This window comes from Salmonella sp. SJTUF15591 (assembly GCF_043356435.1).
Lineage (GTDB): Bacteria > Pseudomonadota > Gammaproteobacteria > Enterobacterales > Enterobacteriaceae > Salmonella > Salmonella enterica.
On the sequence record NZ_JBEUJO010000001.1, the window covers coordinates 475,934 to 499,494 of the forward strand.

Annotated in this window: 22 protein-coding genes; 9 read left to right on the top strand and 13 right to left on the bottom strand. The window is 54.3% G+C overall.

What is annotated here, in order from left to right; all coding sequences use genetic code 11:
• The first annotated feature begins 18 nt into the window (after positions 1-18).
• The gene (cho, locus tag ABVM99_RS02330) at positions 19-900 is read left to right on the top strand and encodes an excinuclease Cho (protein WP_023194607.1); all 882 of its coding nucleotides are present in this window, start codon (positions 19-21) and stop codon (positions 898-900) included.
• A 74-nt stretch (positions 901-974) separates the two neighbouring features.
• On the opposite strand, the gene spy is transcribed toward cho, so the two are convergent.
• The 6 genes from spy to ABVM99_RS02360 form a co-directional block, all read right to left on the bottom strand.
• The gene (spy, locus tag ABVM99_RS02335; protein ID WP_001229001.1) at positions 975-1,460 is read right to left on the bottom strand and encodes an ATP-independent periplasmic protein-refolding chaperone Spy; all 486 of its coding nucleotides are present in this window, start codon (positions 1,458-1,460) and stop codon (positions 975-977) included.
• 335 nt (positions 1,461-1,795) lie between these two features.
• Positions 1,796-2,764, bottom strand: a complete 969-nt coding sequence (gene astE, locus ABVM99_RS02340) for a succinylglutamate desuccinylase (protein WP_023194606.1) — start codon at positions 2,762-2,764, stop codon at positions 1,796-1,798.
• Positions 2,757-4,100: an N-succinylarginine dihydrolase gene (gene astB / locus ABVM99_RS02345; RefSeq protein WP_000123949.1), complete on the bottom strand. Its 1,344-nt coding sequence runs from the start codon at positions 4,098-4,100 to the stop codon at positions 2,757-2,759. The genes astE and astB overlap by 8 nt, the downstream gene beginning before the upstream one ends.
• Positions 4,097-5,575: a succinylglutamate-semialdehyde dehydrogenase gene (astD, locus tag ABVM99_RS02350; RefSeq protein WP_023195011.1), complete on the bottom strand. Its 1,479-nt coding sequence runs from the start codon at positions 5,573-5,575 to the stop codon at positions 4,097-4,099. The genes astB and astD overlap by 4 nt, the downstream gene beginning before the upstream one ends.
• A complete protein-coding gene (gene astA / locus ABVM99_RS02355) occupies positions 5,572-6,606 on the bottom strand; it encodes an arginine N-succinyltransferase (RefSeq protein WP_001263885.1) in 1,035 nt (344 codons plus the stop codon). The genes astD and astA overlap by 4 nt, the downstream gene beginning before the upstream one ends.
• Entirely contained in the window at positions 6,597-7,823 is a 1,227-nt protein-coding gene (locus ABVM99_RS02360; RefSeq protein WP_000059488.1) for an aspartate aminotransferase family protein, read from the bottom strand. Before ABVM99_RS02360 ends, astA begins: the two co-directional genes overlap by 10 nt.
• 445 nt (positions 7,824-8,268) lie before the next feature.
• Between ABVM99_RS02360 and xthA the strand changes: the two genes are divergently transcribed.
• Together xthA and ABVM99_RS02370 are read left to right on the top strand one after the other, a co-directional pair.
• A complete protein-coding gene (gene xthA / locus ABVM99_RS02365; protein ID WP_000673954.1) occupies positions 8,269-9,075 on the top strand; it encodes an exodeoxyribonuclease III in 807 nt (268 codons plus the stop codon).
• Between the two features lie 72 nt (positions 9,076-9,147).
• Positions 9,148-9,564, top strand: coding sequence for a pyrimidine (deoxy)nucleoside triphosphate diphosphatase (locus ABVM99_RS02370; RefSeq protein ID WP_000592137.1), 417 nt, complete (start codon positions 9,148-9,150; stop codon positions 9,562-9,564).
• On the opposite strand, the gene ABVM99_RS02375 is transcribed toward ABVM99_RS02370, so the two are convergent.
• A complete protein-coding gene (locus tag ABVM99_RS02375; protein ID WP_001254682.1) occupies positions 9,524-9,799 on the bottom strand; it encodes a YnjH family protein in 276 nt (91 codons plus the stop codon). The genes ABVM99_RS02370 and ABVM99_RS02375 overlap by 41 nt on opposite strands.
• Before the next feature lie 238 nt (positions 9,800-10,037).
• On the opposite strand from ABVM99_RS02375, the gene gdhA reads away from it, so the two are divergent.
• On the top strand, positions 10,038-11,381 hold the full coding sequence (gene gdhA / locus ABVM99_RS02380; RefSeq protein ID WP_000372865.1) for an NADP-specific glutamate dehydrogenase: 1,344 nt from the start codon (positions 10,038-10,040) through the stop codon (positions 11,379-11,381).
• 29 nt (positions 11,382-11,410) lie between these two features.
• On the opposite strand, the gene topB is transcribed toward gdhA, so the two are convergent.
• From topB to ABVM99_RS02395, 3 genes are all read right to left on the bottom strand, one after another.
• Positions 11,411-13,360, bottom strand: coding sequence for a DNA topoisomerase III (topB, locus tag ABVM99_RS02385; RefSeq protein WP_017440991.1), 1,950 nt, complete (start codon positions 13,358-13,360; stop codon positions 11,411-11,413).
• Between the two features lie 4 nt (positions 13,361-13,364).
• On the bottom strand, positions 13,365-14,408 hold the full coding sequence (selD, locus tag ABVM99_RS02390) for a selenide, water dikinase SelD (protein ID WP_001294900.1): 1,044 nt from the start codon (positions 14,406-14,408) through the stop codon (positions 13,365-13,367).
• Positions 14,409-14,525: 117 nt separating this feature from the next.
• On the bottom strand, positions 14,526-15,077 hold the full coding sequence (locus ABVM99_RS02395) for an NAD(P)H nitroreductase (RefSeq protein WP_000339311.1): 552 nt from the start codon (positions 15,075-15,077) through the stop codon (positions 14,526-14,528).
• Positions 15,078-15,250: 173 nt separating this feature from the next.
• Here ABVM99_RS02395 and sppA point away from each other — a divergent pair, with 173 nt between their 5' ends.
• From sppA to pncA, 3 genes are all read left to right on the top strand, one after another.
• A complete protein-coding gene (gene sppA / locus ABVM99_RS02400) occupies positions 15,251-17,107 on the top strand; it encodes a signal peptide peptidase SppA (RefSeq protein WP_001259874.1) in 1,857 nt (618 codons plus the stop codon).
• Between the two features lie 95 nt (positions 17,108-17,202).
• Positions 17,203-18,219: an asparaginase gene (gene ansA, locus ABVM99_RS02405; RefSeq protein WP_001170134.1), complete on the top strand. Its 1,017-nt coding sequence runs from the start codon at positions 17,203-17,205 to the stop codon at positions 18,217-18,219.
• 26 nt (positions 18,220-18,245) lie between these two features.
• On the top strand, positions 18,246-18,902 hold the full coding sequence (gene pncA / locus ABVM99_RS02410; protein ID WP_023194573.1) for a bifunctional nicotinamidase/pyrazinamidase: 657 nt from the start codon (positions 18,246-18,248) through the stop codon (positions 18,900-18,902).
• Between the two features lie 350 nt (positions 18,903-19,252).
• Here pncA and ABVM99_RS02415 read toward each other — a convergent pair whose 3' ends face one another.
• Together ABVM99_RS02415 and msrB are read right to left on the bottom strand one after the other, a co-directional pair.
• Positions 19,253-19,531, bottom strand: coding sequence for a YeaC family protein (locus tag ABVM99_RS02415; RefSeq protein WP_001046864.1), 279 nt, complete (start codon positions 19,529-19,531; stop codon positions 19,253-19,255).
• Positions 19,532-19,572: 41 nt separating this feature from the next.
• Positions 19,573-19,986: a peptide-methionine (R)-S-oxide reductase MsrB gene (gene msrB, locus ABVM99_RS02420; RefSeq protein WP_001519539.1), complete on the bottom strand. Its 414-nt coding sequence runs from the start codon at positions 19,984-19,986 to the stop codon at positions 19,573-19,575.
• 341 nt (positions 19,987-20,327) lie between these two features.
• Between msrB and gapA the strand changes: the two genes are divergently transcribed.
• Positions 20,328-21,323 (top strand): glyceraldehyde-3-phosphate dehydrogenase, encoded by a 996-nt coding sequence (gene gapA, locus ABVM99_RS02425; protein ID WP_000153505.1) that lies wholly within the window; start codon positions 20,328-20,330, stop codon positions 21,321-21,323.
• A 334-nt stretch (positions 21,324-21,657) separates the two neighbouring features.
• Positions 21,658-22,542, top strand: coding sequence for a D-hexose-6-phosphate mutarotase (locus ABVM99_RS02430; RefSeq protein WP_000608662.1), 885 nt, complete (start codon positions 21,658-21,660; stop codon positions 22,540-22,542).
• A 98-nt stretch (positions 22,543-22,640) separates the two neighbouring features.
• Here the strand turns inward: ABVM99_RS02430 and ABVM99_RS02435 are convergent, their stop codons facing one another.
• Positions 22,641-23,498: an aldo/keto reductase gene (locus ABVM99_RS02435; RefSeq protein WP_000843751.1), complete on the bottom strand. Its 858-nt coding sequence runs from the start codon at positions 23,496-23,498 to the stop codon at positions 22,641-22,643.
• Between the last annotated feature and the right edge of the window lie 63 nt (positions 23,499-23,561).

Consider the following 23,561-nt stretch of genomic DNA (forward strand, 5'->3'; position numbering starts at 1 on the left):
CAGTTAACGGAGATCACTGTGGTACGGCGTCAATCAGCCCCCCGCCTTGAGTTTGAAGCAGCGGCCATTTACGAATATCCAGAACATTTACGTCCTTTCCTCAGCGAAGCGCCAGCCTTACCGGGCGTCTATATATTTCATAGCGAAAGCGATACGCTGCCGCTTTATATCGGTAAAAGCGTAAATATTCGCAGCCGGGTGCTCTCACATCTGCGAACGCCTGACGAGGCCGCTATGCTGCGACAGGCGCGGCGGATAAGCTGGATCTGCACCGCTGGGGAAATGGGCGCGTTGCTGCTGGAGGCGCGGCTGATCAAAGAACAACAGCCGCTGTTTAACAAGCGGTTACGGCGTAATCGCCAGCTTTGCTCTCTACAGTTGAGCGAACAAAAGATTGAGGTCGTTTCCGCCCGCAGCGTCGATTTTTCCCATGAGCCGAACCTGTTTGGGCTCTTCGCCAACCGTCGGGCAGCGCTGCAAAGCTTACAGAACCTCGCCGATGAACAAAAATTGTGTTATGGCCTGCTGGGGCTTGAACCGGTAAACCGTGGGCGCGCCTGTTTTCGTTTCGCGCTGAAGCGCTGCGCTGGCGCGTGTTGTGGGCAAGAAACCCCGCAGGCGCATTTTCTTCGTCTGCAGGCCTCGCTGGAACGGTTACGTGTGGTTTGCTGGCCCTGGAAAGGCGCTATCGCGTTAAAAGAGAGCCGCCCACAAATGACCCAGTTCCACATTATCAACAACTGGTTATGGCTGGGGGCGGTACCCTCGCTGGATGAGGCTGCCACCCTGGTGCGTACCCCTGCGGGCTTTGATCAGGATGGCTATAAAATTCTCTGTAAGCCACTAATGTCAGGTCAATATGAGATCATTGAACTGCACACCGACTGTCGCCAGTCATAAAGAAAACCGCCGATCCTGTCCACCTCAACGATTGTGTTGTCGACAAGACCGGCGGTCTTAAATTATGCGGAAAGTTATTCTGCCGCAGCAGGCATTTTACCTTCTTGCGCCGGGCGTTCTGTCAGACGCTTCTCAAAATTAGCGTTATATTGCTTTTTCTGCTCCGGCGTCAGAACGTTATAAATTTTATTCTGGGTTTCCATATGCGCCAGCATATTGGCCTTGCGCTGCGCTTCCATTTTCGTAATTTGCGCTTCGGCTTTGGCTTTATCGAAGGTATCGCTGGCAATAATATCATGCATGGCGCGACGCTCTTCCAGCGGCGGACGTTTCATTTGCTCGCGCTGCGCTTTCATAATGTCGCGAATTTGTTGCTTCTGTGCGTCCGTCAGGTTCAGGTTTTTAAACATCATATCGTGATGTGGGCCAAATTTACCTTTATGCTGCATCATTGGCTTCGCATCCGCTGGCGCGGCGGTGGTAGTCTCGGCGGCATGAGCCAGATTCGCAGCACCCATCGCCAGGGTAGAGGCAACAAATAGAGCAGTCAGTTTACGCATATTTCCATCCTTCCTTTCAGTTATTTTTACGGCATATTTAAAACAGCGCCGTGTTGTCGTGATTAACTTTAACCGTCTTAGCGTCAATTAGTCATAACAACGGTAAAACAATGAAAGTATAAAAAACACTTTTTCGCCAATTGTGAAGAAAAAAAGAATAAATTGCGCAGAGTTGAAAGAGAAATATACAACAGCATGATATAGCAGAAATTATGCAGAACTATAACGCAGCAACGCTTATTAATAAAGCAATTCTCCAGGAATAATCCGTAATAGCATGAAACTGTGTCCCAAATCATCCCTGTAATCCTAACGTGAGCTTACAGGGACATTTATCAGGGAAGTCTTTCCAGCATTAATCCAGCCCGCAATCCGCAGGCGACAGAGGGATTAGGAAAGAGAACATATTCAACGTCATGCGTCACCGTCACGCGCTTATCCCCCTCCTCGGCCAGCAACGTTCCCTTCGCAAAGGCAGTAAAATTCAGCGTTTGCGCATCCATATAAAGCGCGAACTTATCGCTGTGACGCGTGATTTGCGACACCACCCGATAGCGTAGCGGCGGCGAAAACGAGGTTGACGTTTCGACACCGCTCAGCAACGCCGACAACGCCTGCGAGGTTACGCTGAACTGCGTCAGATCGTTTTGCCCAAACGGCAACGCCTTTCCCAACTCCAGCGTACAGGAAAGCGCGCCGAAATGTTCAGAGCTAAAGTGCGTAAACGTACCGCCTGGCGCCTGATGAAATACCAACGCCTCCAGTCCTGCCGCGCCCAGCCACGCCAGAAAATCCGCCTCCCACGGGCGGTCGCGCTGCGGCAATACGCCAAAACGCAAATGATGCGAGCCACGAATGGCGGTATGCAGATCCAGATGCCAGCGTACCCGCGCCTGGCCAGATGAAAAGAAGGTCTCCAGACTTAGCTCCAGCTCACGCGCCCGCCGCGTTTCATCGCTTTCGGCAAAGGACTGCCAACGCCCGCCAAACATACGGTTCATATCGCTGTGACAATAGCGTATTCCCGCCGCCAGCGCCTGCGGATTGCCGAGTACCACCAGCACTCGCCACGTTAACGTCAAGCTGCCTGAATACAGCGCCGACAGCAGCTTATCCAGCATCTCGACCGGCGCGGTTTCATTGCCGTGTATCCCCGCAGAAAGAATTAACGCGCGGTCGACCGGCGCATCGGGCGTGAGTTCAAGCAGACCATGGCTTAACCAGCGCCAGCGAAAACCCGCGCCCTTCCCCTGCGTCACCCGTGGTGTCGTGCCGCTTAGCGTCAACGCCAGAAAGTTATCCATCAGCCGCCCCCGTTTGCTGGAAAGGATAAACCGACCCCAAATCCAGCAGACGCGTTAACACATCCAGCGCCTCCCGGCCTTCTCGCAATAATAACGGATCGGCCAGATCGGCGGCGGTCAGGCGATCGCGATAATAACGATCCGCCCACGCGTTAAGGGCCGTAAACAGAGCGTCATTCATCATTACCGCTGGATTCACCGCCCGTCGTTCTTCTTCTGTTAACACCACGCGTAATCGCAGACAGGCCGGCCCGCCGCCGTTAGCCATACTTTCTCGCAAATCAAACACCTGCATCGCGCTGATGGGGTTATCCTCCGCCACCAGCTTATTCAGATAGCGCCAGACGCCGACATGATCCTGACATTCCCGCGGCAACACTAACAGCATTGAGCCGTCGTCACGGCTTAACAACTGACTATTAAACAGGTAGGTCGCCACAGCATCTGATACAGAAACCTCTCCGGCGGGCACCTCTATCGCCATAAAACCGTCAACGCGCGTACGCAACTGATTAATGAGCACTTTCTGCCGGGCAAACGCCGCTTCGTGACAAAACAATACCTGTCGATTCGAAACGGCGATGACATCATTATGGAATACGCCTTGATCGATGACCTCCGGGTTTTGCTGAGCGAAGATAACCTGTTGCGGATTCACCTGATTAAGACGCGCCACGGCCTCGCTGGCTTCGCGGCTCTGGCGCGCCGGATAACGAGCGGGTCGTATTTCATTCTCCTCTTCGCGCCCATAGACAAAAAGCTGCACGCCTGCCGAACCATACTCGCCGCCAAGACGGTTATGATTCGCCGCGCCTTCATCTCCCAATAATGCGACCTGCGGTAACGCGCTATGCACTGAAAACTGGCTTTCATCGCGAAATATGGCGCGTAGCAGCGCTTCGGTAACAGGCGCCTCAAGAGCGCGATGAAATTTATTGTTTAAATTCGCCACCGTCAGGTGAACTTTCCCGTCCAGCGCGTCTGCCGATGGGCAAACCGTCGCCGCATTCGCAACCCACATTGGCGACGCGGAACTCACGCTGGAAAGCCAGCGTGGCGCCTGACGCGCAACCTTATCCAGAATCTGCTCATCGCTCCCCGTGAAGCCGAGCTGACGCAACGCCGGAATAAAAGGCCGCTCATGCGGCGGGATCACCGCCTGGGGAAAGCCGGCATCCGCCAAAGCCTTCATCTTTAGCAGCCCCTGCTTTACCGCCAGACGAGGATTCGACACCTGAAAACGGTGGCGGGTCGATGCCTCATTGCCGAAGGATAGCCCGGCATAATGGTGCGTAAGCCCCACCAGCCCGTCAAAATTAACTTCATGCGCCGTCATACCGCCTCCCTGCGAGAAAAGTCGAGGCCGGGGCTTAATGTCGCAGGCAACGTCAGTTCGGGAGATTCCAGACTGGCCAGCGGCCAGGCGCAATAATCGGCGGCATACCAGGCGCTGGGCCGATGGTTGCCAGACGCGCCGACACCACCAAACGGCGCAGTACTCGCTGCCCCGGTGAGCGGTTTATTCCAGTTAACGATCCCTGCCCGCGCCTCCAGCAAGAGCTGTTCGAACTGCGCGCGATCCGTCGACACCAGCCCACACGACAGACCAAAACGGGTATTATTCGCCAGACGAATCGCCTCATCGAAATGCGCATAACGCCAGACGTTCAGCAGCGGACCAAACACCTCTTCATCCGGCACATCCGTGACGCCCGTCAGCTCAATGATGCCAGGCGTCAGCAGAGAGGTTCCCTCTTTGACCTTCCGCGGCGCCAGTAGCGTGCGACCGCCTAATGCCTCTCGTTGACGCCAGGCCTCCATCACATGCTGTGCCGCCTGCGCTGAAATCAGTCCGCCGATAAACGGCTGCGGATCGTCGTCCCATCTGCCGGGCTGCAGACGTCCGGCGATGTCAACCAGCCGCGCCAGAAATGCATCTCCCTGCGCACCCTGTTTTACCAGAAGGCGTCGCGCGCAGGTACAGCGCTGTCCGGCGGTAATAAACGCCGATTGCAGCGTCAGATGTACCGCCGCATCTATATTTGCCACATCCTCAATAATGAGCGGATTGTTTCCGCCCATTTCAAGGGCCAGTATTTTTTCCGGCTGGCCGGATAGCTGGCGATGAAGCTGATATCCGGTACTGGCGCTGCCGGTAAACAGCAGTCCGTCGAGATCGTCGAGCGAACTCAGCGCTTGTCCGGTCTCCCGGCCGCCCTGCACCAGATTAAGAACGCCTGCCGGTAGCCCGGCCCGTTCCCAGAGTTTTATTACCGTTTCCCCGGTCCATGGCGTTAGCTCGCTAGGTTTGAAGATCAGCGTATTGCCTGCCAGCAACGCGGGCACAATATGGCCATTCGGTAAATGGCCGGGAAAGTTATAAGGGCCGAATACCGCCAGCACACCGTGAGGACGATGGCGCAACGTCGCGGCGCCATCGACAAGTTCGCTTTTTTGTTCGCCTGTTCTGGCGTGGTAAGCCTTAATCGAGATGGCAATCTTATTGATCATCGCCGTCACTTCCGTCGCCGCCTCCCAGCGCGGTTTACCGGTTTCACGCGCGATGACCTCCGTGAGATCGACTTTATGCGCCTCCAGCAGGGCGGCAAATTTCTCTACGATAGCCTGCCGTGCGGCAAAAGGCTGTCTGGCCCAGCGAGGAAACGCCGCGCGCGCCGCCTGACAGGCCTCGGCGACCTGTGCCGCATTAGCGTCATTCCCCTGCCAAATTATCTCCGCGCTCACCGGGTTCGTTTTGCGGCGGCGTTCGCCCTGACCGGTTATCCAGTCGCCGTTTATCCATAGCGTCATACGGTTTTCTCCTCAGCGCAAAGGCGTACCAGCCGAACGTGGTCGCCCGCGCGACATTTCAGCGCATCCAACTGCGCGGCGGTAAGTACAAGTCGTGAAGTCTGCGGATCGGCACGCACCAGCGCGGCCCGAAAGTGGTGATAGTTTTCATTGGCGACCAGACATGCCGGATAGTCGCCAGGCGCGGGTTGCCCTTCCGCGACTTCGACCAGTCGGCTTTTACGAATAGCCCGCACGCGGTCAATATCACACTCCAGCGTCGGCCCACCGTCGAAGATGTCGATATAGTGGCGATAGCGAAAACCTTCCTTTTCCAGCACCGCGCGGGCTGGCGCCGTTTGCGGGTGGACTTCGCCAATCACGGCCTGTGCCTCTTCAGATAAGAAGTGAGTATAAATAGGATGTTTGGGCATCAGCTCGGCGATAAACGCTTTTTGCCCGGTACCGCATAAGAAATCCGCCCGGCTGAAATCCATAGAAAAAAAGCGTTTGCCGAGACTTTGCCAGAAGGGAGAATAACCGTGCTCGTCAATGACGCCGCGCATTTCCGCCACCACTTTCTCATTGAATTTATCGCGAAACGCGGCCATAAACATAAAGCGCGATTTTGACAACAGATAGCCGTTACCCTCTTTACGCCATTCGGGATCGAGAAACAGCGTGCAAAGCTCACTGCTGCCAGTGTGATCATTACTCAGGAATAATGTTGGCAACGCGTTATATACATTCAGCTCTTTGGAGGCATGAACCAGCGTACCGACACGATAGTTATACCAGGGGTCGTTAAGACCGACCGCGACCTCAATGGCGCAGATCCCGCCGACCTCACCCGTTTCACTGTCCTCGAGAACGAATACATACCCTTGTTCGCCTTTTGGCAGCTCGTCGGACCAGGTTTTTAGCGCGCGTTCAATGCGGGCCGCCAGCGTCGCTTCATTTGCCGGTAGCGAGGTTAAGCCGCCGCCCGTTTTGCCTGCAAGCTGCATCAGCGCGGCGATATCCGCATGTTCGACAGGACGAATCACCCGCATGATGCGCCTCCCGTCTGAAGGCGTTCGCACGCCAGGGCAAAACGATCAAGCCCGGTGGCTATCTCCTCGTCGCTCACATTTAACGCTGGCGCAAAACGCACCACGTCGCCGCCGGCGATGAGCACCATCACGCCTGCTTTTGCCGCTTCCTGGGCGATGAGTTTGGCTTTTCCGGCAAACTCCGTCTGTAGCACACAGCCAAGCAGTAGCCCCAGCCCGCGAATTTCACTGAACATGCCAAAACGTACATTAATGGTATTTAGACGTTCAATAAACGCATCGTGGCGCTGTCTGACGCCGTTTTGCATCTCCGGCGTATTGATGATATCCAGTACTTTTCCGGCAACTGCCGTCGCCAGCGGATTACCGCCGTAGGTGGTGCCATGGGTGCCTGGCGTCATAACGCTGGCATAGTCTTGCGTGGTCAGCATCGCGCCGATCGGGAAGCCGCCGCCCAACGCTTTAGCAGTCGTCAGGATATCGGGCGTAACGCCATAATGCATATATGCATACAGTTCGCCGGTACGTCCGACGCCCGTCTGCACCTCATCAAAAATCAGTAACGCCTGATGCCGGTCGCACAATTCACGCAGCCCCTGCAAAAAAGCTTTCGTGGCGGGGATCACGCCGCCCTCGCCCTGCACAGGCTCTACGATCACGGCGCAGGTATTGTCATCAATTAGCGCGCTGGCGGAGTTCAGATCGTTATAGGCTGCATGACGAATATCCGGCGGCAACGGCGCAAAGTCCTGTGAATAGGTGGGTTGACCGCCAGCGCTGACGGTAAAGAGCGTGCGACCATGGAACGCGTTTTTAAAGGCCACAATGCCGCTTTTATGATTGCCGACACGATCGTGGGCATATTTGCGCGCCAGTTTTAATGCTGCTTCATTTGCTTCAGCGCCTGAATTACAAAAGAAAACGCGTTCGGCGAAGGTCGCGTCGATCAGTTTTTTCGCCAGTCGCAGCGCCGGTTCATTGGTGTAACCGTTCCCGGTATGCCAGAAGCGATTCGCCTGTTCATTTAACGCCTCGCGCAGCGCCGGATGCGCATGTCCCAAGGCGTTGACCGCGATCCCGCCAGCAAAATCAATGTACTCTTTCCCCTGCTGATCCCACAGGCGTGAGCCTTCTCCGCGTACAGGAATAAAAGGCGCGGGAATGTATACTGGCACCATCCATTCATCAAAGTTTTCACGCGTAACTGACAGAGACATAGCGACCTCTTTTGGTAAAAATAAAGTTATTTATATGTTAATTAATATGAGTGTTTGCGCTGTAAATGTAGATTGCAGCATTCGTGCCAGCCAGCGTTAACATTGCATAAACAGAGGTGATAAACGGTAAATCAATGGGTTACAGCGTAGCGATATTCACTTTTACTGCATGAAAAGTGAATATTTCCGCATAATCGGTGGCTAAAAAGAGGAAAAAGCGAAATATTATTCAGTTGCCAAATATAATTCTGGAATTGTGATCTTATACGAAATTTACTGGAAATTACCGCCCCGTTCTGGCGCATCTGCACGCAAACCGTGCCATTTTCGCGCTATAGAAAACACCACATGCTTCCATTGGCCGAATCTGACGATGAGTGGCAGTCACCCGGTAAAATTTCTGTTACCATCCCAACACGATTCACCTTGCAAAGTGGCAGTGACTATGAAATTTGTCTCTTTTAATATCAACGGCCTGCGCGCCCGTCCCCATCAGCTTGAAGCGATTGTCGAAAAACACCAGCCCGATGTGATCGGTCTACAGGAGACAAAAGTCCACGACGAAATGTTCCCGCTCGAAGAGGTCGCGAAGCTGGGCTATAACGTTTTCTATCATGGACAAAAGGGCCATTACGGCGTCGCGCTGCTAACAAAAGCCACGCCCATTTCCGTCAGACGCGGTTTCCCGGATGATGGCGAAGAGGCGCAACGCCGCATTATCATGGCGGAAATCCCCTCGCCGCTGGGTAATATCACCGTCATTAACGGCTATTTCCCGCAGGGGGAAAGCCGGGATCATCCGTTGAAGTTCCCCGCGAAAGCGCAGTTTTACCAGAACTTGCAAAACTATCTTGAAACGGAACTCAAGTGCGATAATCCGGTATTAATTATGGGCGACATGAATATCAGCCCGACCGATCTGGATATTGGCATCGGCGAAGAGAACCGCAAACGCTGGCTGCGTACCGGTAAATGCTCCTTCCTGCCGGAGGAGCGTGAATGGATGTCGCGGTTACTGAAGTGGGGATTAGTGGACACGTTCCGTCAGGCGAATCCGCAAACGATGGATAAATTTTCGTGGTTTGATTACCGCTCAAAAGGTTTCGTGGATAATCGCGGGCTGCGTATCGACCTCTTGCTGGCAAGCGCTCCGCTGGCGGAACGTTGCGCAGAAACCGGTATAGACTACGACATTCGCAGTATGGAAAAACCCTCCGACCATGCGCCGGTCTGGGCGACGTTTCGTGTTTGATTCCGCTTTCTGATTAACCGTAAGGCCGGGATAGCGCGACGCTTCCCGGCAGGAATAACGACCTTAACGACAATGATAAAAAAACTCGATGTTGTTGCCGCCATCATTGAACGCGACGGCAAAATTCTGCTGGCCCAGCGCCCAGCTCATGCGGATCAAGCCGGTTTATGGGAGTTTGCCGGCGGTAAAGTCGAACCCGGCGAAACCCAGCCGCAGGCGCTTGTCCGCGAGCTACGCGAAGAGTTAGGGATTGACGCCACGCCCGGCGTCTATATCGCCAGCCATCAACGCGACGTGTCTGGCCGACGAATTCATTTGCACGCCTGGCATGTGCCTGCTTTTAACGGTCTGATACGTGCGCTGGAACATCAGGCATTAGCCTGGTGTACGCCGGAAGAGGCGCTGGAGTACCCCCTCGCCCCGGCGGATATTCCGCTATTGCAGGCGTTTATGGCTTTACGCGACGCCAGACTAACGGATTCGTGCTGATGGTTTTTTCGTCACGCTGGCACTGGAGCAAGACGCCTTCCACTTTTATTACCGCACCTTCGGAGTAATTCTGATCCTGGTAAACGCAGCACTGAATGCAGGGCTGGGACGACTGACCGCGCGTGCTGAAAACTTCCGGCGGGACATTCACCTGAATATCAGGACGACTGTTCTGGTTTGCCAGCCCGACCATTGGCATTATCGCCATCACGGCGACCACGAGGCTTCGGCGCATAGGATTTCCTTATTTTTCTAAGCATATTCTCAGTATAACGGTAAGCCGCCGTGAAAACTTTAATCCTCTTTTGTCATCGCTTTTAGTTATGACCCTCGCCCCGTTATGAATTTACTTAGCAGCGTCATTTTTTTCTTGCTTACCGTCACATTGCTGATGGTATAGTCGAAAACTGCAAATACATATTCTGATAAAACGCAAATACAACCACATTAATATATAAGAGGTTTTTATATCTATGGATCAGACATGTTCTCTGGAATCGTTCCTCAACCATGTACAAAAGCGCGACCCGCATCAAACCGAGTTCGCGCAAGCCGTCCGTGAAGTCATGACCACCCTGTGGCCGTTTCTTGAACAAAACCCCCGTTACCGCCACATGTCTTTACTGGAACGTTTGGTTGAACCAGAGCGCGTAATTCAGTTTCGCGTAGTGTGGCTGGACGACAAAAACCAGGTGCAGGTAAATCGCGCCTGGCGCGTGCAGTTCAACTCTGCTATCGGCCCCTATAAAGGCGGTATGCGCTTTCATCCTTCGGTAAACCTTTCCATCCTTAAGTTCCTCGGCTTTGAGCAAACCTTTAAAAATGCCCTCACCACGTTGCCGATGGGCGGCGGTAAAGGCGGCAGTGATTTCGATCCGAAAGGGAAAAGCGAAGGCGAAGTGATGCGTTTCTGCCAGGCGCTGATGACTGAACTGTATCGCCATTTAGGGCCGGATACCGACGTACCTGCCGGGGATATCGGCGTGGGCGGGCGCGAAGTGGGCTTTATGGCGGGAATGATGCGCAAGCTTTCCAATAACAGCGCCTGCGTCTTCACCGGCAAAGGGCTTTCCTTCGGCGGAAGCCTGATTCGCCCGGAGGCGACGGGCTATGGCCTGGTCTACTTCACTGAAGCGATGCTTAAACGTCATGGTCTTGGTTTCGAAGGGATGCGCGTCGCCGTGTCCGGCTCCGGCAACGTAGCGCAATACGCCATTGAGAAAGCGATGGCCTTTGGCGCGCGCGTGGTTACCGCGTCGGATTCGAGCGGGACAGTGGTCGATGAAAGTGGCTTCACGCCAGAGAAGCTGGCGCGTCTGTGTGAAATTAAAGCCAGCCGTGACGGTCGCGTCGCTGACTACGCCCGTGAGTTTGGCTTAACCTATCTGGAAGGCCAGCAGCCCTGGAGCGTACCGGTGGATATCGCCCTGCCATGCGCGACGCAGAACGAACTGGACGTTGACGCCGCGCGCGTACTGATTGCCAATGGCGTAAAAGCCGTGGCGGAAGGGGCAAATATGCCAACCACGATTGAAGCGACCGATCTCTTCCTTGAGGCAGGCGTACTGTTTGCGCCGGGTAAAGCCGCCAACGCGGGCGGCGTGGCGACATCGGGGCTGGAAATGGCGCAGAACGCCGCGCGGTTGAGCTGGAAAGCCGAGAAAGTGGACGCCCGTCTGCATCACATTATGCTGGATATCCACCACGCCTGTGTCGAGTACGGCGGCGATAATAAGCATACCAACTACGTTCAGGGCGCCAACATCGCCGGTTTCGTGAAAGTCGCCGACGCCATGCTGGCGCAGGGCGTCATTTAATCCCGTCGTCAGGCCAGATGGCTTTACGCTTATTCGGTCTGACGGCCTGTCTCCTCAGCAGGCGGGCTTTTTTTGCCCGCTCGCTTACGCGGCGCGCTCTTTTTCTTGTCTCCACCGCCTGGCGCGACTATCCCTCTGAAGCGCTTCACCGGCGTGCGCTTAGCCTGCTCGATCAGCTGATATAACGTGCCGACCAGCGGTTGCATAAAATCCTGGTAACGGCACTGTTTTTCGCTGATTTGCGTCAAAACAGATTCCCAGTGAGCGGTCATATCTGGACGGGCCGCCATTTCCGGCAGCGAATGTATTAACGCTTTGCCAGCATCGGTAGAATGAATATAGCGCCCTTTTTTGGTCAGAAAGCTACGTTTGAACAGCAGCTCGATAATCCCGGCGCGCGTGGCTTCCGTCCCCAGCCCATCGGTCGCGCGCAGAATCTTTTTCAGATCTTTATCCTGCACGAAGCGGGCAATTCCGGTCATCGCGGAAAGCAATGTCGCATCGGTGAAATGACGCGGCGGCTGGGTTTGGCGCTCGACCACTTCCCCCTTTTCACACAGCAACTCATCACCTTTGGCGACAACCGGCAGCGGCGTACCGTCGTTTTCCTCGTCGCGCTCTTTACTGCCCAGTAACGTCCGCCAACCGGCCTCCGCCAGAAAACGCGCTTTGGCGACAAATTTCCCTTTGGCGATTTCCAGTTCAATAACGCATTTACGAAACACCGCGTCCGGGCAGAACTGCATCAGATACTGACGCGCAATCAGGGTGTACACTTTCGCTTCGTTTTCCGTCAGATGGACAGAAGAACTGCGCGCCGTCGGGATAATCGCGTGGTGCGCATCCACTTTTTTGTCATCCCAGCAGCGATTGCGCGTATCAGGATTAACCACAGACTGCGGCAGTAAATCCGGGGCGTGGACGCTAATCGCGTTCATGACCGCCTGCCGTCCGGCAAAGTGTTCTTCCGGCAGATAACGGCAGTCGGAACGCGGATAGGTAATCAGTTTGTGGGTTTCATATAGCTTCTGACAAATATCAAGCACGTTTTGCGCGCTCAGGCCAAAGCGTTTAGCGGCTTCAATCTGTAGCGTCGAGAGCGAAAACGGCAGCGGCGCGGATTCTGATTCCCGTTTATCATTATAACTGGTTACCAGCGCGGGCTGACCGTTGATTCGGTTCACTACATGCTCCGCCAGCGGACGATGAAGCAAGCGCCCCTCTTCATCCTGATAAGGTTCGCACGCCTCGCTCGGCTGCCAGATAGCGGTAAAACGCTCCTCGGCAGGCGTAACGATGTGCGCCTTCACTTCAAAGAAGTCTTTGGCGACGAAGTTCTCAATCTCTTCGTCTCGCCGCACCACCAGCCCCAGTACCGGCGTCTGCACGCGTCCCACGGATAACACGCCCTGATAGCCGGCATTCCGGCCCAGGATCGTGTAAGCGCGGGTCATATTAATGCCATACAGCCAGTCCGCTCGCGCTCGCGCCAGCGCGGAGACGCACAGCGGCACGAAGTCGCTGTTCGCCCGCAGCCTGTCGATAGCACGCTCGACCGCCTGCGGGTTAAGGTCGTTTATCAGACAACGCCGCACCTGCTGGCGCTTTTCGGCAGGAAGCTGGAGATAATCCAGCACTTCATCAACCAGAAGCTGTCCTTCGCGATCCGGGTCGCCGGCGTGAATAATTTCACCGGCTTGATGCAAAAAGCGCTTAATCACATTGAGCTGTTTGGTGACGGAAGGACGAGGCTGAAGCTGCCATTTTTCCGGCACGATAGGCAGGTCAGCCAGATTCCAGCGCGCATAACGGCTGTCATACGCATCCGGCTGCGCCTGTTCCAGCAAATGACCAATACACCAGGTGACGACCTGCCCGTTTCCGCACTCAATAAAACCATCGCCTTTACGGTGCGGTTTTGGCAGCACATCCGCAATGGCGCGCCCCAGACTCGGTTTTTCGGCAATAAACAACCGCATCAGGTTAACGAATCTCAACCATAGCGCGACCGCCGCGGGCCTCGACCAGTTCGCCAATCGCGGTCAGATCGATACCAAATTCCGCCGCGGTGGCTTTAACATCGTCTTCGGCGTCCGGCGTTACCGCCAACAACAGACCGCCTGACGTTTGCGGATCGCACAGCAGGCTACGAACTTCACGCGACATGTCGCCCATCAGATGACCATAGCTGGCGAAGTTGCGCTCTGTGCCGCCCGGTACGGCGCCCAGAGCAATATACTCTTCCACGCCCGGCAGTTTAGGGATGTCCTGATAGCAAAGCAGCGCCTGCACGCCTGCGCCCTGGCACATCTCGCTCAGGTGCCCCAGCAGGCCAAAACCGGTAACGTCAGTCATAGCTTTTACGCCGTCGATATTGGCAAACGCCGCGCCAGCAACGTTCATCCGACACATGACTTCCGTCGCCAGCCCCTGATGTTCAGGTTTAAGCAGCGATTTTTTCTCGGCGGTGGTCAACACGCCAATCCCCAACGGTTTGGTCAGAAAGAGTTTGCATCCCGCCTGCGCGGTACTGTTTTTCTTCACCCGTTCGGTCGGCACTACGCCTGTGACCGCGAGACCAAAGATCGGCTCCGGGGCGTCAATAGAGTGTCCGCCCGCCAGCGCGATACCGGCCTGACGGCAGGCAAAGCGCCCCCCCTCGGTCACTTCACGCGCAATATCGGGCGACAGGGTGTTAATCGGCCAGCCAAGGATCGCGATCGCCATAATCGGTTTGCCGCCCATCGCAAAAATATCGCTGATGGCGTTTGTTGCCGCAATGCGGCCAAAATCAAACGGGTTGTCGACTATCGGCATAAAGAAGTCGGTGGTGCTGATGATACTGGTGCCATTACCCAGATCGTAAACCGCCGCATCATCGCGGGTTTCATTACCCACCAGCAGGTTCGGGTCGACGAACTTCGCCTGCTCGCTATGCAGGATAGTCTCCAGCACTTTAGGGGAAATTTTACAACCGCAACCAGCGCCGTGGCTGTATTGCGTTAAACGAATGGCTTGCTCGCTCATGGACATCTCCTGTCATTGCATTCGCGCTATGGTAGCGCTCATTCCCTGATGTGGTAAGTATCACTGTCTGAATTACCGCGCCTTTGCTCAGAATCCAGACAGTTTTATCCCTCAGCGTCAGAAATAACGCACAAACGGCGTGGGGTCGGGGGTACTGATCGTCGTTGACGCTTTGAGCTGCGGCGTGCCGAGATAGAGAAAACCAACAATTTTATCCTGCGGGCGGCACTCAAAGGCTTCCCGCACGATAGCGCTCTCCGTTAATGCGCCGCTACGCCAGATACCATTAAACCCTTGCGCAATCGCCGCCATTTGCATCGCCATCACCGCGCATCCGGCAGACATCTCCTGTTCCCACATCGGAACCTTATGGTTTTCTTCGCATTTCGCCACCACGGTAATGATCAGCGGCGCGCGAAACGGCGCATTACGCGCTTTTTCGATCGCTTTCTCATCGCCCCCGGCAGCGACAGCGCCTTGTTCAAGTACGGCGCTGAAGCGGTCGCGCCCCTCTCCTTCAATCACAAAAAAACGCCATGGCTGTAGAGATTTATGATCGGGAACACGCATTCCCGCCCGCAGAATGTTCTGTAATTGCTCTCCGACAGGCGCCGGTTCTGCGAGACGAGAGGCGCTACGACGGTTGACCAGCAGTTCTAGTGCATCCATTTGATTAACTCCAGCAATGATATTTATTCACAAAATTAACACGGGAGCAGATTTTGTTACAGCGCAGGCAGTGATTCCTGCTGACAACTGCCTGATGGGTCATTACGATAGCCACATCTTAATGCTTTATCCTCACCAAGGTACAAGCGTTGTTACTCAGATAGGGAGAATACATGCGAACCCTGTGGCGATTTATTGCCGGATTTTTTAAATGGACGTGGCGAGTGTTGAACTTCGTCCGTGAAATGGTACTCAACCTGTTCTTTATTTTTCTGGTCCTGGTGGGCGTTGGGATCTGGATGCAGATCGGTAACGGCAGCAACAGTGAGCAAACCGCGCGCGGCGCTCTGCTGCTGGATATTTCCGGCGTCATTGTGGATAAACCCTCCACCAATCACCGTCTGGGCGCGCTGGGACGCCAGTTATTTGGCGCCAGCTCCGACCGTCTGCAGGAAAACTCCCTGTTTGACATCGTCAACGCTATTCGTCAGGCGAAAGATGACCGTAACATCACGGGTATCGTTCTGGATCTGAAAAACTTCACCGGTGCCGATCAGCCGTCAATGCGCTATATCGGTAAAGCGCTGCGCGAATTCCGCGATAGCGGCAAACCGGTTTTCGCCGTGGGTGAAAACTACAGCCAGGGTCAGTATTACCTCGCCAGTTTCGCCAATAAAATTTGGCTTTCCCCACAGGGTCAGGTAGATCTTCACGGCTTCGCTACGAATGGCCTGTACTACAAAACGCTGCTGGATAAACTGAAAGTCTCTACCCACGTTTTCCGGGTCGGCACCTATAAATCCGCCGTCGAGCCGTTTATCCGCGACGATATGTCGCCCGCCGCCCGCGAGGCCGACAGCCGCTGGATAGGCGAACTGTGGCAGAACTACCTGCATACCGTTTCTGCCAATCGCCAGATTTCGCCGCAACAACTCTTCCCCGGCGCGCAGGCTATTATCGACGGGTTAACCAGCGTGGGCGGCGACACCGCCAAATATGCGCTCGACCATAAACTGGTGGACGCCCTCGCCTCCAGCGCAGATGTTGAAAAAGCGCTGACGAAGCAGTTTGGCTGGAGCAAAACCGAAAATAACTATCGCGCGATCAGCTATTACGATTATTCGCTGAAAACGCCTGCGGATACCGGCGGTACTATTGCGGTTATTTTCGCCAATGGCGCGATTATGGATGGCGAAGAAACGCCAGGGAATGTCGGCGGCGACACTACGGCATCGCAGATCCGCGACGCACGCCTTGATCCTAAAGTGAAAGCGATTGTGCTGCGCGTCAATAGCCCAGGCGGTAGCGTCAACGCCTCCGAAGTTATCCGCGCCGAACTGGCGGCGGCAAGAGCAGCTGGCAAACCGGTGGTGGTCTCAATGGGCGGTATGGCGGCCTCCGGCGGTTACTGGATCTCTACGCCGGCAAACTATATCGTGGCCAGCCCCAGCACGCTGACGGGTTCAATTGGCATCTTCGGCGTAATTAATACGGTAGAAAACAGCCTGTCGTCGATTGGCGTACACAGCGACGGCGTTTCCACCTCGCCGCTGGCGGATATTTCGATGACCAAAGCGCTGTCACCGGAAGTGCAGCAGATGATGCAACTCAGTATTGAGTACGGCTACAAACGCTTTATCACGCTGGTGGCAGACGCGCGTAAGCGTACGCCGGAGCAGATTGACAAAATCGCTCAAGGCCATGTCTGGACCGGAGAAGACGCGAAAGCCAATGGTCTGGTGGACAGTCTCGGCGACTTTGACGACGCCGTCGCCAAAGCGGCGGAGCTGGCGAAACTGAAACAGTGGCATCTTGATTACTATCAGGACGAACCGACTGTCCTTGATATGGTCATGGACAGTATGACCGGATCTGTACGCGCCATGCTGCCGGAGGCCATTCAGGCGATGCTCCCGGCGCCGCTCGTTTCCGCCGCCAACACGGTGAAGGCCGAGGGGGATAAACTGGCGGCATTTAACGATCCGCAAAACCGTTATGCGTTCTGTTTGACTTGCGCGAACGTGCGCTAATGCTTCATCAATAGCCATACCGGATGGCGGCGTCTGCTCATAGCCGCCATCCGATAATCATTAATACGTCCTTCGCGACACGACTGAACATTATCATGCAAAAGAAATCAATTTACGTTGCCTATACCGGCGGTACTATCGGTATGCAGCGCTCAGATAAAGGGTATATCCCGGTGTCCGGGCACCTTCAGCGTCAGCTGGCGCTGATGCCGGAATTCCACCGCCCGGAGATGCCGGATTTTACCATCCATGAATATGCCCCGCTGATGGATTCATCAGATATGACGCCGGAAGACTGGCAGCATATCGCTGCAGATATCAAAGCGCACTACGATGAGTATGACGGTTTTGTTATTCTGCACGGCACCGACACGATGGCGTTTACCGCATCGGCGCTCTCTTTCATGCTGGAAAATCTGGGTAAACCGGTTATTGTGACAGGGTCACAAATTCCGCTGGCTGAGCTGCGTTCCGACGGGCAAATTAATTTGCTGAATGCGCTTTATGTCGCCGCCAACTACCCTATTAATGAAGTAACGCTGTTTTTTAATAATCGTCTGTTCCGCGGCAATCGCACGACCAAAGCCCATGCGGATGGGTTTGACGCTTTTGCCTCTCCCAATCTGCCGCCCTTGCTGGAAGCAGGAATTCACATTCGCCGTTTAAATACGCCTCCCGCGCCCTACGGTTCTGGTGAATTAATCGTTCACCCTATTACGCCGCAGCCGATAGGCGTAGTGACGATTTATCCGGGGATTTCCGCCGAGGTAGTACGTAACTTTCTGCGTCAGCCGGTAAAAGCGCTGATTCTGCGCTCTTATGGCGTAGGCAACGCGCCGCAAAATAAAGCGTTTTTACAGGAGCTGAAAGAGGCCAGTTCGCGCGGCATCGTGGTGGTTAACCTGACGCAATGCATGTCAGGGCGAGTCAATATGGGCGGGTACGCTACCGGTAATGCGCTGGCGCACGCTGGCGTGATTGGCGGTGCCGATATGACCGTCGAAGCCACCTTAACCAAACTGCATTATTTGTTAAGCCAGGGTCTGGACACTCAGGCGATTCGTAGCGCGATGGCGCAAAACTTGCGTGGTGAATTGACGCCGGATGATTAAAAAATCCCGACGACAAGGAGAAGATAATGACAAACCAGGCCTTATTACTGGTCGACTTGCAAAATGACTTTTGCGCCGGCGGCGCGCTGGCTGTAGCGGAAGGCGACAGCACCATCGACATCGCCAACGCTCTTATTGACTGGTGCCAGCCCCGGCAGATTCCGGTGCTGGCCAGCCAGGACTGGCATCCCGCGCAGCATGGCAGCTTCGCCAGCCAGCATCAGGCGGAACCCTATAGTCAGGGAGAGCTGGACGGGCTGCCGCAAACGCTCTGGCCGGATCACTGCGTTCAACATACCGACGGCGCGGCGTTACATCCCCTGCTTAACCAACATGCGATTGACGCCTGCATCTATAAGGGTGAAAACCCGCTGATTGATAGCTACAGCGCGTTTTTTGACAACGAACATCGGCAGAAAACTACCCTTGATACCTGGCTTCGCGAGCATGACGTTACCGAGCTTATCGTGATGGGGTTGGCGACCGATTACTGCGTAAAATTTACGGTGCTGGATGCGCTAGAGTTGGGCTATGCCGTTAACGTTATCACCGATGGCTGTCGCGGCGTGAATATTCACCCGCAGGATAGCGCACACGCGTTTATGGAGATGGCGGCGGCAGGCGCGACGCTGTATACGCTGGCAGACTGGGAAGAGACGCAGGGCCAGGCTGTCGCCAGGTAGCGGAGCAGGTATCGTATCCGGTCAATACATCACGCAACGGTGAGACCATTGCATAGATCTTTGGGCCGGATACGTCACGTCAGCGTCGCTACCAGGCAAAGCTCAACGCAGGCTGGAGAGCGCTTCTAACGAAACAGATTAAAAAGCGCGGGCTGGCTGGCGCAATGTTCTGGGAATAAGGCACCGATGACAATAATCAGTTAGCGACACAGTTGGCGGACTCGCTGGACATTAAGCGTTATTCGTAAAAATATGGCGGGCCTGTGCCTGACAGCAATGTGCAGGCCCGGTAAGCACAACGCATCGGCAATGAAACCGCCGGATGGCGGCTACCTCTTATCCGGCTGCCGTTACTGCATTTTCAATGTCGCAATCGGCTTTGACGTAATACCGAAATCCGCTTTGAGCTGCTGCTTGCTTTTCATCACCATCTGACCGTGAGTATCGATCGTCATATGTTGCGCTTCGGTATTGTGCCGCGCCTGCCATAGCATCACCAGTTGCAGGCTGTTTTCTTTCTGTTCCGGCGTCAACGCCACGCCATCCGGCCATTTACCCAGCTCAACGGCGGTGGATAAACGTTGATACACTTCCGGCGTCATGCTGTTAATGATCTCATCAAGATTCATGATGTGTCCGCTCCTGTGGAATAATTTGCTGAATCGTTTTTTCAGCCTTTCAGTTGATCGCCGTTTTTCTCGTCAGAAAAGGCCAGCGAGGCCGAATTAACGCAATAGCGCTCACCGGTTGGCTGCGGCCCGTCCGGGAAAACGTGTCCGAGATGCGCATCACAGTTTCCGCAACGAATTTCGACACGCTGCATGCCATGAGAGAAATCGTCTATGTAACGAATCGCCTCTTCGCTGACAGGCTGGTAAAAGCTAGGCCAGCCGCAGCCTGAATCGTATTTGGTGTGGGAGTGAAAAAGCGGCGTATCACAGACCAGGCAGTGATAAACCCCATCGCGTTTATTATGTAGCAGGCGTCCGGTAAATGGCGGTTCTGTGCCACGATCCTGCGTCACGTAGAATTGCATTTCGGACAATTTTTTCTTGAGTTCTTCTGCTGAAGGTTGGTTAGCCATTTGCTCACATCTCACTTTAAACGTGCTCACATTGCCTGACCGATTCTAACAAAACATTAACACCTCAGTACCAACTTTTGTTCTAAACTTGATCATTGCGAAATGGCGGCTCACGAATCGTGACTGGTGTCACATTATTATCTCGGTTGCCCTTTAAAATTCGGGGCGGCGCCCCCATGTGGTTTCAAGCCGAAAGGAAGAGTGAGGCGAATCAGCCGCGCAAAGGTTGTGCAGAGGATTGATTTGTCGCAATGATTGACACGATTCCGCTTGACGCTGCGTAAGGTTTTTGTAATTTTACAGGCAACCTTTTATTCACTAACAAATAGCTGGTGGAATATATGACTATCAAAGTAGGTATCAACGGTTTTGGCCGTATCGGTCGCATTGTTTTCCGTGCTGCTCAGAAACGTTCTGACATCGAGATCGTTGCAATCAACGACCTGTTAGACGCAGAGTACATGGCATACATGCTGAAATATGACTCCACTCACGGCCGTTTCGACGGTACTGTTGAAGTGAAAGACGGTCATCTGATCGTTAACGGTAAAAAAATCCGTGTTACCGCTGAACGCGATCCGGCTAACCTGAAATGGGACGAAGTTGGTGTTGACGTAGTGGCTGAAGCTACCGGTATCTTCCTGACTGACGAAACCGCGCGTAAACACATCACCGCTGGCGCGAAAAAAGTGGTTCTGACGGGTCCGTCTAAAGACAACACCCCAATGTTTGTTAAAGGCGCTAACTTTGACAAATACGAAGGCCAGGACATCGTTTCCAACGCTTCCTGCACCACCAACTGCCTGGCGCCGCTGGCTAAAGTTATCAACGACAACTTCGGCATCATCGAAGGTCTGATGACTACTGTTCACGCGACTACCGCAACCCAGAAAACCGTTGACGGCCCGTCTCACAAAGACTGGCGCGGCGGCCGCGGCGCATCTCAGAACATCATCCCGTCCTCTACTGGCGCTGCTAAAGCGGTAGGTAAAGTACTGCCGGAACTGAATGGCAAACTGACCGGTATGGCGTTCCGCGTTCCTACTCCGAACGTATCCGTTGTTGACCTGACCGTTCGTCTGGAAAAAGCGGCTACCTACGAGCAGATCAAAGCTGCTGTTAAAGCTGCTGCCGAAGGCGAAATGAAAGGCGTTCTGGGTTACACCGAAGACGACGTTGTATCTACCGATTTCAACGGCGAAGTATGCACTTCCGTGTTCGATGCTAAAGCAGGCATCGCGCTGAACGACAACTTCGTGAAACTGGTCTCCTGGTACGATAACGAAACCGGTTACTCCAACAAAGTACTGGACCTGATTGCTCACATCTCCAAATAAGTTGAGATGACACAGTCATTGGTAAGAGCGACTCAGGTCGCTCTTTTTTTTGCTTAAAGATATACCCGTCATACTTCAAGTTGCAGGTGTGTTGGCTATGCTTTCTCACCCGAATCACTGACGGAAGTCGAACTTATCGGGATGAATCAGGGATGTCCATGTCCCTGGCCGGAGATTACCTACGGTTGTTCAAATTCGTTCCCGATGAATTTGTCGTTCACTTGCCGCGTTACTCGGCCTGCGGCCTCGCCTCTACGGGCCAGCGCAAGCACTGGTCAAGGCACAAGCGCCTTGTCATGCAACTCGAATTATTTAGGGTTAAGAGGATTGCGTAATGATTAATAAAATTTTTGCCCTCCCGGTTATCGAACAGCTTACCCCTGTCCTTTCCCGTCGTCAGCTTGATGACCTGGATCTGATCGTCGTTGACCATCCGCAGGTTAAAGCCTCTTTTGCATTACAGGGCGCGCACCTTCTCTCCTGGAAACCCGTTGGCGAGGAAGAGGTATTGTGGCTCAGTAATAATACGCCTTTCAAAACCGGCGTGGCGCTACGCGGCGGCGTACCGATCTGCTGGCCCTGGTTTGGACCTGCGGCTCAACAGGGTCTGCCGTCACACGGCTTTGCGCGTAATCTACCGTGGGCGCTAAAAGCGCATAATGAAGATGATAATGGCGTAATGCTGACATTTGAGCTGCAAAGCAGTGAGGCCACCCGGAAATACTGGCCGCACGATTTCACGCTGCTGGCACGTTTTAAAGTGGGCAAAACCTGTGAAATTGAACTGGAAGCGCATGGCGAGTTTGCAACCACATCCGCGCTCCACAGCTATTTTAACGTTGGCGACATCGCCAACGTTAAGGTCAGCGGACTCGGCGATCGGTTTATTGATAAAGTTAACGACGCTAAAGAAGGTGTCCTGACCGACGGTATACAAACCTTTCCGGACCGTACCGATCGCGTTTACCTCAATCCTGAAGCATGTAGCGTGATCCACGATGCGACATTAAACCGCACGATTGATGTAGTCCACCACCATCACCTTAACGTCGTAGGCTGGAACCCTGGCCCGGCGTTGTCCGTCAGCATGGGCGACATGCCGGATGACGGCTATAAAACGTTTGTCTGCGTTGAAACGGTTTACGCTACTGCGCCGCAACAAGCCACAGAAGAAAAACCCTCTCGTCTGGCGCAGACTATCTGCGTCGCTAAACGCTAAAAGTGAATGGATAACGGCGTTGCTATAGGATCTGAAAGGCGTCAGCCGCCATCAGGCATGACCTGCCGGATGGCGGCGCTTACACATTTTATCCGGCGTCACACCATATCCAACGCGGTTTTCCCTTTTGGCGCAGGCCAGGCGTTGTCCAGTAAGGCAAGTTCGTTTGCTGACAAGGCGATCTCAAGCGCCGCCGCATTTTGCTTCACGTGTTCTGTACTTCCGGCTTTCGGGATCGCCATCACGCCCGGATGCGCAATCACCCACGTCAGTAAGATTTGCGCCGCCGTAGCGTTATGCGCTTGCGCAATTTCATTCACCACCGGATGATTCAGTAAACCGCTACGTAACCGGCCAGCCTGCGCCAGCGGGCTATAGGCCATCACTGGCATTCGCTGTTGTTGACACCACGGCAATAAATCATACTCAATACCGCGTGACGCCAGATGATAGAGCACCTGATTTGTCGCGCATTGCTGTCCCCCGGGGATGCGCCACAGCGCCTGCATATCGTCATAATCAAGATTAGAGACTCCCCAACGGCGAATTTTCCCCTGCGCGATTAGCCGCTCCATACCTTCAACGGTCTCTTCGAATGAAAAGCTTCCGGCCCAGTGCAATAGATAGAGATCGAGATAATCTGTTTTCAGACGACGCAGGCTTTCTTCACAGGCGGCAACTATCTTCTGGCCGCCAGCGTTCCACGGGTACACTTTTGACACCAGAAATGCCTCATCGCGTCGCCCTGCCAGCGCCTCGCCCACGACCTTTTCCGCCCCGCCGTCGGCATACATTTCCGCTGTATCAATAAGGCGTAACCCCAAATCCAGCCCCGCGCGCAGCGCCGAAACCTCGCGCTGACGTTGATCCGCGCGCTCGCCCATATACCATGTTCCCTGTCCGATGGCAGGAAGCGTCACCTGCCCGCAAAACGTTACGTTTTTCACTGATTTCATTTCCTTTTCAATGTCACTCGACGGTAAAACAATACAGGACTCTTAGACCCTACGGTAATGTCC